9 protein-coding genes are annotated in these 12,472 nt (G+C 47.9%); 1 reads left to right on the top strand and 8 read right to left on the bottom strand.

Translation table 11 applies throughout. The annotated features are described in order from the left end of the window. Positions 1–23: 23 nt before the first annotated feature. The 8 genes from hemH to dapA all read right to left on the bottom strand — a co-directional run bounded on the left by hemH (position 24) and on the right by dapA (position 11,746). A complete protein-coding gene (gene hemH, locus NE536_RS17960) occupies positions 24–1,028 on the bottom strand; it encodes a ferrochelatase (RefSeq protein ID WP_261273535.1) in 1,005 nt (334 codons plus the stop codon). A gap of 111 nt (positions 1,029–1,139) precedes the next feature. After that, positions 1,140–1,784, bottom strand: a complete 645-nt coding sequence (adk, locus tag NE536_RS17965) for an adenylate kinase (protein ID WP_006082054.1) — start codon at positions 1,782–1,784, stop codon at positions 1,140–1,142. Positions 1,785–1,924: 140 nt separating this feature from the next. Next, positions 1,925–2,788 carry a co-chaperone YbbN gene (locus NE536_RS17970; protein WP_261273536.1) on the bottom strand — a complete coding sequence of 288 codons (864 nt, stop codon included), beginning with the start codon at positions 2,786–2,788 and terminating at the stop codon, positions 1,925–1,927. Between the two features lie 306 nt (positions 2,789–3,094). Then, on the bottom strand, positions 3,095–5,008 hold the full coding sequence (gene htpG / locus NE536_RS17975; RefSeq protein ID WP_107947962.1) for a molecular chaperone HtpG: 1,914 nt from the start codon (positions 5,006–5,008) through the stop codon (positions 3,095–3,097). Between the two features lie 192 nt (positions 5,009–5,200). Continuing rightward, a complete protein-coding gene (locus NE536_RS17980; RefSeq protein ID WP_261273537.1) occupies positions 5,201–8,296 on the bottom strand; it encodes an efflux RND transporter permease subunit in 3,096 nt (1,031 codons plus the stop codon). Beyond that, positions 8,293–9,375 carry an efflux RND transporter periplasmic adaptor subunit gene (locus tag NE536_RS17985; protein ID WP_261273538.1) on the bottom strand — a complete coding sequence of 361 codons (1,083 nt, stop codon included), beginning with the start codon at positions 9,373–9,375 and terminating at the stop codon, positions 8,293–8,295. The genes NE536_RS17980 and NE536_RS17985 overlap by 4 nt, the downstream gene beginning before the upstream one ends. A gap of 385 nt (positions 9,376–9,760) precedes the next feature. Beyond that, positions 9,761–10,858: an outer membrane protein assembly factor BamC gene (gene bamC / locus NE536_RS17990; RefSeq protein WP_220590492.1), complete on the bottom strand. Its 1,098-nt coding sequence runs from the start codon at positions 10,856–10,858 to the stop codon at positions 9,761–9,763. A gap of 3 nt (positions 10,859–10,861) precedes the next feature. After that, the gene (gene dapA / locus NE536_RS17995; protein WP_261273539.1) at positions 10,862–11,746 is read right to left on the bottom strand and encodes a 4-hydroxy-tetrahydrodipicolinate synthase; all 885 of its coding nucleotides are present in this window, start codon (positions 11,744–11,746) and stop codon (positions 10,862–10,864) included. 172 nt (positions 11,747–11,918) lie between these two features. On the opposite strand from dapA, the gene NE536_RS18000 reads away from it, so the two are divergent. Further along, positions 11,919–12,470 (top strand): glycine cleavage system transcriptional repressor, encoded by a 552-nt coding sequence (locus tag NE536_RS18000; RefSeq protein WP_006082061.1) that lies wholly within the window; start codon positions 11,919–11,921, stop codon positions 12,468–12,470. The last annotated feature ends 2 nt before the right edge of the window (positions 12,471–12,472 follow it).

The following is a 12,472-nucleotide window of genomic DNA, read 5'->3' on the forward strand; positions in this document are numbered from 1 at the left end:
AAATCAGTTCGAAGCCAGTGCTCCTATACCCAAGATACCGCTTGTTCTTGGATTAATTGCCGTAATAATTCAATGTGTAACTCATCGTCGTTCAAACAAGGGATAAACCGATAGTCGCTTCCACCCGCATGTAAGAAGGTTTCCTTAGCGCCAATGGAGATTTCTTCTAAGGTTTCGAGGCAGTCAGTCGCAAAAGCTGGGCAAATCACATCGACACTTTTGATCCCTTGCGCAGGTAACTCGGCCAATAATTGATCGGCGTAGGGCGTGAGCCACTCTTCGCGGCCAAAGCGCGATTGGAAACACACTTGCCACTGCGACTCGCTAAGCGCCAGTTTTTGCGCTAACAGTTTCGCCGTGACAAAACACTGCTCGCGGTATGGATCGCCCTCTTTCACATAACGCAGTGGAATACCGTGAAATGACAAGAGTAACTTGTCGGCCTGCCCATGGGTTTTCCAGTGACGTGTCACTGAATGCGCCAGCGCCGCTATATAAGCATCATGATCAAAATAGTCTTTATTAAAGCGAACCTGCGGAATATCACGCACGGTTTTAAGATAACTGGCAACGGCATCGAACACACTTGCCACCGTCGAGCAGGAATATTGGGGATACAAAGGCAGCACAATAATGCGCTCTGCCCCTTGGGCTTTCAAGTGTTCAAATCCCGCATCGATGGAGGGATTGCCGTAACTCATGCCCAGTTCAACCGGGATGGTCTGGTTAAACGTGGCGCTTAAGTCCACCGCCAGCTTTTGTGCTTGGCGTGCACTTATCACCATCAAGGGCGAGCCTTCCGGCGTCCACACGCTTTGGTAGAGTTTGGCTACTTTCGCCGGACGGGTGTTGAGGATAATGCCGTTCAGCAGCGGTTGCCAAATCCACGGCGATAAATCGACGACACGGGGATCACTTAAAAACTGCCTTAGAAATCGTTTTACGGCCTTAGGGCTAGGTTCATCAGGCGTGCCGAGGTTAACCAATAACACACCAAAAGCAGGGGAAGGATTCAACGTTAGGCTCATGGTTAATGAAGTTCACTTGGAGGCTAACATTCAGATGCCCATAAAAAAAGCCTGCATCGGCAGGCTTTTTTCTAATATGAGAACTCGTTCTCGTAAATTATGCTTTTTCGGTTATTTCAACACGCTGGCAAGCTGCTCACTCACGGCCGCAACCGATTGAGTACCGTCAAACTTGTTGTATTGAGTTTGACCAGCTGCAGCCACTTTACCGTAGTATTCAACCAGCGGCTTAGTTTGCTCGTGGTAAATCGCGAGGCGTTTACGCACTGTGCTTTCTTCGTCATCTGGACGAATAGCTAAATCTTCGCCAGTTACGTCGTCTTTACCTTCCACTTTAGGTGGATTGAAAACCACATGGTAAACACGGCCAGAACCTGGGTGAACACGGCGACCACTCATGCGCTTAACTATTTCTTCGTCTGGCACATCGATTTCAATCACGTGATCAATGCTAATACCGTTTGCCGCCATCGCATCCGCTTGTGGGATAGTACGTGGGAAACCGTCTAACAAGAAACCTTTAACACAGTCTTCCTGTGCGATACGCTCTTTAACCAGACCGATGATCAGATCATCAGAAACCAGTTGACCAGCATCCATCACTTTCTTCGCTTCCAAACCCAGTGGAGTACCCGCTTTTACCGCGGCACGTAACATATCACCAGTGGAAATTTGTGGGATACCATACTGTTCCATAATGAACTGGGCCTGGGTACCTTTACCGGCACCTGGGGCGCCCAATAGGATAATGCGCATCTCAAGAGTCCTCTTTTCGCATTGATATTCTTCTTAGGGCGGCGATCTTCGCACATCTGGCCGCCATTGAGAAGGGTTTTAGCTTCGACTTTAGCCTCAGAAACCGCAAATAAACTGCCGTTCCTTAGGCATTTTTTTCATTAATAGAGCAAGGTATAGAGCTTACGGCGGTATTGATTGGCTATGGGATTACCTTGGCCAAGTGCCGTTAAGACTTCCATAAACACTTGTTTTACTGTGCCATTTTCAGCACCTAAATCTTTACTGAGCACACCGAATAACAGATTTAATGCTTCATCATCGCGGTGGGCGGCATGCAATGCCTTACTCAGCTCGAGTAATAACACTAAATCTGTTGGATTTTGCTCAAACTTTTGCTGCAAATCGCGAATTTCAGGGGTATCCGCTGCATCTAGGGCAAGTGCGAGCTTAGCTTTTAAACTCTGGTAGTAACCATCTTGGTCAGCAAGCCCGACTTTCTCAAGCATGGCTTGCGCTAACACTAATTCGCCCTGCATCAGATACACATCGGCGAGCACTAAACTCACCTCACCCGCTTGATTTGAGCCTGCATGCGCGTCTTTAAGCAACACGGCAGCAGTGGCAAGATCCTCTGCGCTCACTTGACTAAGGGCGAGCAATGCTTTGGCCTGTGCTAACTGTAACTGCCACATAGGCGGTAAATGTTTATCCAGCATGGCTGTGACTTGCGCCGCATCTTGCAGGCCAGCAAAACCATCGACAGGCTGACCTTTATCCAATACTAACGTGGTCGGTAGACTTTGAATGCGAAAGTAATTGGCAATTTCTAATTCTGCTTCACAGTCAACTTTAGCGAGCACGAATCGACCCGCATTTTGCGCGGCAATTTGCTCTAAAGTGTGCAGCATAGCCACACTTTGTTCCTGCGACTGTGCCCAAAATGCTAACACCACGATCTGCTGCATCGAGGCATCAACCACTTGCTGAATATTGTCTTTAGTCAGGCTGAGGATATTGTCCATAGTATTCCCTTAACGTTTAAGGCCTCAATCATGGGAGGCCTTATTCTTTTAAAACGAAGCGCAAGCACTGAGTGTTAACGCGCTATTTTAAAATCGTTGTCTTAACAGCTTGTATACCCAAGCAACTTGAAGAGTCGAGTTTCAGAGCGCCTAGGGTGCTTCAATTCAAGGCGCATCAATGTCAGAATGTCGACCACCTTTTGAATTGATACAACACGGAAGTGGAGTGCTCTGCTCTAGGCTTAAACCACTCTTCCTGCACTAGAAACAATATCGGGGCCGTTCAAAGAAGGCCCCGATAGTCATTTACTTCATGTTAGCCAGTAACATTTGGTTCATCAGCTTGATAAAGGCCGATGGATCCGCAAGGCTACCTTTTTCAGATAATTGCGCCTGTTGCAGCAGCAGATTTGACCAATCCGCGAAGGCGGCTTCATCTTGAAGATCATTTAAGCGCGATACTAATGGGTGCGCTGGGTTGATCTCAAATGTCGGCTTCACTTCTGGCACTGGTTGACCGGCAGCTTGCATCAGCTTGATCATTTGAGTCGACATTTCGCCTTCACCCGCCACTACACAGGCTGGGGTGTCGGTTAAGCGTGACGTGACTTTCACATCCGCAACCGTCGAGCCTAATGCCGCTTTAATGCGTTCAACCAAGGCTACTGATTCTTGCTCAAGCTTTTCTTGCGCTTCTTTTTCAGAGGCATCTTCCAGCTCGCCAAGTTCTAAGTCACCACGGGTCACTGAGTGCAGTTGTTTCTCTTTGTACTCAGTTAAGTGGTTGATTAGCCACTCGTCGATACGCTCTGACATCAGTAAGACTTCAATGCCTTTCTTACGTAACAACTCTAAATGTGGGCTGTTAGCGGCGGCTTCATGGCTGTCGGCAACGATATAATAAATCTTAGTTTGGCCTTCTTTCATGCGGCTGATGTAGTCATCGAGTGACACAGTCGGCGCAGCACTGCCCGTGTGGGTCGAGGCAAAACGTAATAAGCCTGCGATACGTTCGCGGTTGGCGAAATCTTCCGCAGGCCCTTCTTTCAACACTTGGCCAAATTCAGCCCAGAACTGTTGATATTTTTCCGCATCGTCTTTCGCCAGTTTTTCCAGCATGCCAAGCACACGTTTGGTGATACCCGTACGCATCGCTTTGGTCACGTGGTTATCCTGCAGAATTTCGCGGGATACGTTCAGCGGCAGATCGTTTGAGTCAATTAAGCCCTGCACGAAGCGCAGATAAGATGGCATAAACTGCTCAGCATCATCCATGATGAACACACGTTGCACAAACAGTTTCAGGCCGTGCTTACGGTCGCGGTTCCACATATCCCAAGGTGCTTTTGCAGGAATATACAATAGGTTAGTGTATTCTTGCTTACCTTCTACCCGATTATGGCTCCACAGTAGCGCGTCGGTATAATCGTGGGAAATGTGTTTGTAAAATTCTTGATACTCTTCGTCACTGATGTCAGCTTTGCTGCGCATCCACAAAGCAGTCGCTTTGTTCATGACTTTCCATTGACCTTCGGTCGCAGGAATTTTTTCGCCATCTGGACCATCACGCTCTGGCGTACCCTCTTGCCACATTTCGACTGGCACAGAGATATGATCTGAGTATTTAGTGATGATCGAGCGCAGGCGCCAATCATCGGCAAATTCTTTTTCTTCATCACGCAGGTGCAGGGTGATTTCAGTACCGCGGCTCGCCTTAGTGATGGTATCAACGGTGAAGTTACCCTCGCCTTCTGATTCCCACAATACGGCTTCATCGGCCTTATGACCGGCAGCGCGAGTGCGAACCGTGACTTTCTTGGCCACGATAAAGGCTGAATAGAAACCGACACCGAACTGGCCGATTAACTGTGAATCCTTTGAAGATTCGCCCGATAGATTCTTAAAGAAATCAGCGGTGCCCGACTTAGCAATTGTGCCTAAATGCTCAATCACGCCGTCACGGGTCATACCCACACCGTTGTCTTCGATGGTCACAGTGCCTTTTTCTTTATCAGCACTGATACGGACTCGCAGTTCACCGTCGCCTTCATACAAAGCGTCATTGGTCAACGCCAGATAACGCAGCTTGTCCGCTGCATCCGCAGCGTTGGAGACCAGTTCACGCAAGAAAATTTCTTTGTTGGAATACAAAGAATGGATCATCAAATGCAACAGCTGTTTGACTTCTGTTTGAAAACCATGAGTTTCTTGTTGTGACATGAAATTTTCCTTTATTTGTTACGCAATTTGGTAAAAGTAACGCTTAGTGTTTACTTAAATGGGGCTCCAAATTTGCTTTTCAAGGGCAAGGGCTAAAACGAGGTTCGAATGGCGAAAAATAAGGCGCTTGATGAATACCAAGCGCCTATATGTGGACTTTCGTGTGCTTTCAACATCAGCCTACGCGAGGCGTTAGTCTTCGGCTAATTCTTTTTCTAACTGTTGGGCTATGGCTTCGGGCGATCCGCTGTTACGGGCAAAGAGTCCATAAGCGGCGGGGATCACGAAGATAGTGAATAGGGTTGCCAGTAAAATCCCCGACAACACCACTACACCAATCACAAAACGGGTTTCAGCGCCCGCGCCTGCGGCCATAACCAAAGGCACAGCGCCAGCGGCGGTAGTGATGCCTGTCATGAGAATAGGTCGTAAACGCTGCGCTGAGGCTTGGATAATCGCCTTGTCAAAGTCAACGCCTTTATCCCGCAATTGGTTAGCAAACTCGACAATCAAGATGCCGTTTTTCGCCGCCAATCCGACCAGCATAATAATACCTATCTGACTGTAAATATTAAGACTCTGCCCCGTGAGCCACAAACCAATTAACGCGCCCACGGTCGCCAGCGGTACAGTCAGCATGATCACCATAGGATGAATGTAACTCTCGAACTGCGCCGCGAGCACGAGGAACACAATCCCCAGCGCGAGCAAGAACACGAAGTACATAGAGCTACCCGACTCTTGATAATCGAGGGATTGGCCCTTGTAGCTGATGACCGCTTCTGCAGGTAAATAAGCACGCGCCAATTGATTCATATAATCAAGGGCTTCACCTAGGCTATAACCATCTTCTAAACTGGCTTCTATGGTGATCGCGCGCATACGGTTGTAACGGTTAAGCGAACTGGCGTCGGCAAACTCTTCCACCGTCACTAAGTTCGACAGCGGGATAAGTTCTTGAGTGCGCTCGGAACGTACATAGATGTTTTGCAGATCCGCTGCGGTATTTTGATTACCGCGCTCGCCTTCAATGATCACATCGTATTCTTCACCGTCACGCATAAAGGTCGTGACTAAGCGTGAGCCCAACATGGATTCCAACGTACGACCAATATTTGAAATCGATACCCCAAGGCTCGCCGCTCTGTCTCTGTCGATGACGACGCGAAGCTGCGGCTTAGTCTCTTTATAGTCGTGATCTAAACCGAGTAATTTAGGATTCTGTGCCGCCTTTTGCATCATAATATCGCGCCAGCGGGCCAGCTCTTCGTAGCTTGGGCCGCCAATCACAAACTGCACGGGTTTACCGACGCCACGGCCAAAAGCTTGGCGCATCACAGGAAACGCTTGCACCCCAGCAAGATCGGCAAGCCGTTTGTTAATGTCTGCAATCACTTCTTTAACGGGGCGACGTTTGCCCCAATCTTCCAGCACGACGATGGCCATACCATTAGAGAAATCCGCAGCGCGGCCAAAACCACGGGGGGCACGAATGAGCAGACGTTTAATATCACCCGTGTCAACCAGCGGCATCAAGCGGTTTTCCACTTCATTCATGTAGGATTCTATGTATTCGTAACTCGCGCCTTGCGGTCCGTTGACCATCAAGAATAACGAGCCTCGGTCTTCCTGCGGTGCAAATTCCTGCGGCACTTTTTGAGCTAAATAGGCACTTGAGCCCAAGGCTATCAACACCAAAATCGACATCAATAACGGGTGGGCCATGGCAGACTTTAACGATAATTGATAACGGTTTGACACTTTGGTCATGATGCCGTCAACCTTACGCACCAACCAAGAATCCTGCGAGCTAGGCTTGAGCAACTTAGAACACATCATAGGTGTGAGCGTCAAAGCGACTAAGCTAGAGAACAGCACTGCCGCACTCATGGTCACAGCAAACTCTTTGAATAGTTTACCTAAGTCGCCTTCAAGGAAAGTGATTGGCATAAACACCGCTACCAAGACTAAGGTGGTGGCGATGACCGCAAAGGCCACTTCACGCGCACCGAGAAAAGCGGCTTTGAGCGGTGAGTCCCCTTCTTCGATACGTCTATGGATGTTTTCCAGCATCACAATCGCATCGTCCACCACCATGCCGATGGCGAGGATCATCGCCAACAAGGTCAAGAGGTTAATGGTATAGCCAAGCGCATACAGCACAATAAAGGTGCCGAGCAAGGATACAGGCACAGTGATCGCGGGGATCAACATGGCGCGCACACTGCCAAGGAACAGATAAATCACGATAATCACTAAGACCATCGCAGTGAACAGGGTTTGGTACACTTCTTTAATCGAGGCTTCGATGAACACTGAGCTATCGTAGCTGCGCTTAATGGACATGCCCGCTGGCAAGGTTGGGTTAATTTTATCAACCAGCGCATTCACCGCGCGCGCCACTTCCAAGGTATTGGCGGTTGACTGCTTAGACACGCCTAGCCCTATCATCGCCTCTTTGTTACCACGGAACATAATCCGCTCTTCTTCAGAGCCAATTTCCACCCGCGCGACATCACCCAATTTAACTAAGTAACCGTCTTCCCCTTGGGTGATCACTAAGTTCGCGAAATCTTCGGCGGTGCGATAACCCCGCTCGAGCCTCACCGTAAAGTGCCGCTCCTTAGATTCAATCGAACCTGCGGGTAACTCGACGTTCTCGGCTCTAAGCGCAGCCTCTACATCAGCAACCGTTAAACTGCGCGATGCCAAGGCTTGTCTGTCTAGCCATATCCGCATCGCATACACTTTACCGCCACCGATACGCATCCGCGCCACACCATCGACCACAGAAAAGCGGTCGGCTAAATAACGGTTAGTGTAATCGGTCAATTCGAGGGTCGTCATTTGATCCGACACCAAATTGAGCCACATGATCACTTCATCGCCGCCATTGGCTTTTTGCACTTCTGGGGGATCGGCTTCCTCGGGTAAATTGTCGAGTAAGCCAGAAATACGGTCGCGCACATCGTTAGCCGCATCTTCAATATTACGGCTAATATCAAACTCTAAGGTGACGGATGAACGGCCATCGCTGCTCGATGAGCTCACGTGCCGAATGCCTTCGACGCCGCTGATCCTGTCTTCAATCAATTGGGTAATGCGGCTTTCCACCACGGCGGCACTGGCGCCGCGGTAGTTAGTGTCGATAGACACCACGGGCGGATCTATGTTTGGGTATTCACGCAGGGGCAATTTATCAAAGGAGACAAGCCCGAAGGCGACCAGCAGCAAGCTGATCACTGAGGCAAATACGGGACGTTTTACCGAGAGATCAGTCAGGATCATACACTTGGCTCCGCGCTCGTATCCGCAAGATAACTAAACTTTTCCGCGAACTCTGTTTGCACTTTATCCCCAGGATGGACTTTTAATAAGCCACGGATCACCACGTTTTCACCCAAAGCTAAACCGTCTAAGATCTCGACCCAACCACGGGTACGAATCCCGATAGTGACTTGTTTACGCTCAATCACATTGTCGGCATTAACGCTGTAAACAAAGTGATCATTTTGGATTGGGATAATGGCAGATTCTGGCAACATCAAGGCTTCACGGCTACGTTTGATGAGTTTGACCTTCATCAACATGCCCGGTAATAAACGCAGCTCAGGATTGGGGATTTCGGCACGGACAATCACAGTGCGCGTCGTTGGGTTTACGCGGCTATCAATCGATGTCACCACGCCTTTGAAGGTAAAATCAGGAAAGGCCACGGCTTTGGCTTCAACTTTCTTACCTGGGGCTAAATCTTGAATAAAACGCTCAGGCACTGAAAAATCGAGTTTAATCTTAGAGATATCATCCAAGGTGGTGATCGCAGTGCTGGGCGACACTAGGCTGCCGACACTGATTTGGCGTAAACCTAAACGGCCATTAAAAGGCGCCAGAATACTGCGATCATTGAGTGATGCTTGCGCCTGCTCAAGCTCTGCGCGGGTGGTATCGATAAGGGTTTGTAATCTGTCGCGTTCTAACTCTGCCACAGTGCGGCTGGTGACTAACGAACTGATACGGTTGAATTCACGTTGATTATCACTGACTTTAACTTGCGCGGCTTTAACCTTAGCGATCTGCTCAGCATTTTGGAGTTGGACTAATAACTCGCCCTTTTTGACTATGTCGCCATCATCAAACTTAAGTGCTGTCACTATGTCGGTGACTTTAGGGGTTATAGTCACTGATTCCGCGGCTTTGTTGGTGCCGATGGCTTCCACTTCATCGCGAATAGGTGCCATCGCGGCGGTGGCAATCACCACGTTGGGCATAAGATTAACTTGCGCTTTGGCAATCTCTTGCGGTTGCATGGCTTGATATCCAAACCATGCCGCAGCCAATAGGGCGATTATTAGAATAATTTTTTTCATCGGGCTTCCAAGGGATGACTCGCATTAATGACGGCTAGTTTACTCACTCACATCATCGCATCAATACGTTTTACTTTTTCTTACAAATTACGCTGATAGCGCAAAATAGCTGTAATTAAGTGTCTTTGGCGATATCAGTGGCAGAACAACCAGAATGCAGTACGATAACAAGGTTAATTAGTGATTCTTACCATAGACAATAGATTAAACAGAACTTAACACTAAAACCACTCGAAAAATATTGACATAGAGACAATTAAATCCTAAAACATCGTTTGCTTAGATAATCGTCAAAACCTGTTCTAATCTCAGCTAAACCACGATCCATAAATCGCAGCCAATAAAAAAGGGCGATAATTCGCCCTTTTCGCATCAACTGTTGAAATTAACGCAGCTTGCGTTCTTCTTTCATCAGGTTTGACAGTGACTGATACACATTGGTAACGACTTCATCGCTTAATGGCTGATCTTCAGCATCGCGGAGGAAGATCTTAGTGTCTTCAGGTGTATCACCATCTTCAAGCAGTAAACGGTAGCTGCCTTCTTTGAGCGCTAACTTATCGTCGCCCCACAATGAACTCCAGAAACCCGAGTTATCGTCAAACTTGATAAAGTACAATCCTTTCGCGCTATCCATATCGGCAATTTCGAAGCCCATTTCCGGCAGCACGATACGCAGACGATCCCACACTTGTTTGTAAGGGGCTTTAGCAGACCAGTAGGCTTTGCCTTCTTCTGGCGTGACTAAATCAACATTGATACCTAAGGTTTGCTTCAAACGATTCGCTTGAATCGCTTGGTCACGTTTAACGCTGATGTACGCAATAGCACTGTTCAGCATATCAATCGTGTATCTTTGTTTATCTTCGCCGCTTAATAACACGTTTTGTGCTTTATCGTCGTAAAACTCTTCGTGTTCAACTAAGTGAATAACGATATTCGCAGTACGACCATGTGGGCGTGTTTCCACATCAAAACGATAGCGTTGACGCAGCAGATAAACTTTATCTGAGCCCCACATGTTTGATTCGATCACTTCGCGACTTTCGATCCAATCGGTTTCTATGCTGCCTTTTTCGACATCACGACTACGAACGGCAATCCCTTTTTGGGCCAAGAAACCGTCTAAGTTAGTAAAGATTTCTTGTTTTAAGTCCACCGAATTGTCGATAGATTCGACCACGATTTTAATGTTGTCGCTGCCCTCTTCCACGTGAGTACCTTCAGCCATAGGCAGCACTTGCAGTGGCGGGCGGATATCTAAACTTTTACCATAGAGTGAAGCATTGGCTTTAGGGCCTAATGCTGGCACATCGAATTCTTTATTGTAGGGCGGTGTTTTCAATCCGGCAGGGATCTTAAGCAAAGGTGCTTGCTCAGCCTGAACATAGTCTTCAGTACCGTTCGCTTGGCGACGTTCAAGTGGCGAACTACAGGCTGCAACGGCAGCAACTAAGATCAGTGGGGTGACTTTCTTTAACATTAATTATTTAACCTCTATCTGGGCACGAGTCATTGCTTCTATCAACAGACCATGACATTGCTCAGAAAGTTCAGTCAAAGGTAAACGAATATGGCCACATTCAATCAAACCCATGCGATGGGCAGCCCATTTTACTGGGATAGGATTGGCTTCACAAAATAGTGTGCTGTATAAATCGCGCAGTGGTGTGTCTATACTCAGCGCAAGCTCAGCATTACCCGCCAGCGCCGCATCACACATAGCTTTAAATGCTTGTGGCACTATGTTGTTAGCGACTGAAATCACACCATTACCGCCTAAGAGTAAGAACTCTCTGGCAGTGGCATCATCGCCGCTATACAAGAGGAAATCGTCGCCGCACAGTTCGCGCAGACGTTTTACACGGGATAAGTCACCGGTCGCTTCTTTTACGCCAATAATGTTGCTCACGTTGACTAACTCGGCAACGGTTTCTGGCAACATATCAACGGCAGTACGGCCAGGGACATTATAAAGAATTTGTGGAATATCTGTGCTGGCAGCCACGGCTTTATAATGCGCAATCAATCCCTTAGGAGTTGGCTTATTATAATATGGCGTTACGCCAAGCATAGCGGCAACACCCACCTTAGATAAGGACTTGGTGAGCTCAACGGCTTCAGATGTGGCATTGGCACCATTGCCACCAATGACAGGAACGCGGCCCGCAGCAAATTTAACGGTTTGTGAAACGACCGTTACATGCTCAGACATAGGCAGAGTCGCTGACTCGCCAGTTGTGCCAACGGCCACAATGGCATCTGTGCCTTGGTCAATATGGAATTCGACTAACCTTTCAAGACTTGCAAAATCTACTGAGCCATCACTGTTCATTGGCGTGATTAAGGCTACGATGCTTCCGTTTATCATCTGACTTTCCCCAAGATTTCAGGATTCGCTATGGTACTGATGCCAACCACTAATGACAAGCATTAACGGGGCTCTCAAATTGAATTAGTTATGGTAGCATTACATCCCGCACAAAAACTCAGCTTCAACCCTGAGTTTTCGCTCTATGATATCGAAAAAGTGAGGAAAATTCATGACCAATTTCCTGGTCGTAACAGCGATGGGTCTCGACCGTCCTGGACTCGTAAGTAAACTAGCTCGTCTTGCCAGTGACTGTGACTGCGATATCGTCGACAGCCGTATGGCATTATTTGGTAACGAATTTACCCTTATCATGATGTTGTCAGGCTCGTGGGCATCAATAACGAAAATTGAAAGCATGCTCCCCAGTCTCTGTGTCGAGTTAGAACTGATGACAGTGATGAAACGTACCTCTAAACACACACCACAAAATTACCTTTCTCGCCTCGAAGTTCGCTTCACGGGTAAAGACCAGCGTGGCACGATAAAACGCATTACCCAGTTCCTTGCCGACAGGTCATTAGATCTGGCTGCAGTGCGCTCTTTCTCCGAAGAATTACCTGACAGTGAGCAGACGCAAAACGTGTCGCTGACCATTAATATTCCTGAAAAAGTTGAACTAGAAAAGCTCGAACAGAGTATCTATCAACTCGCCCAAGATATGACCTTAGATTGCACTATTCGTCGTATGGAAGGCACAGCCATTTTAGAGGACAGAGGATAATA

The sequence above is a fragment of the Shewanella septentrionalis genome (genome assembly GCF_025370265.1).
Lineage (GTDB): Bacteria > Pseudomonadota > Gammaproteobacteria > Enterobacterales > Shewanellaceae > Shewanella > Shewanella hafniensis.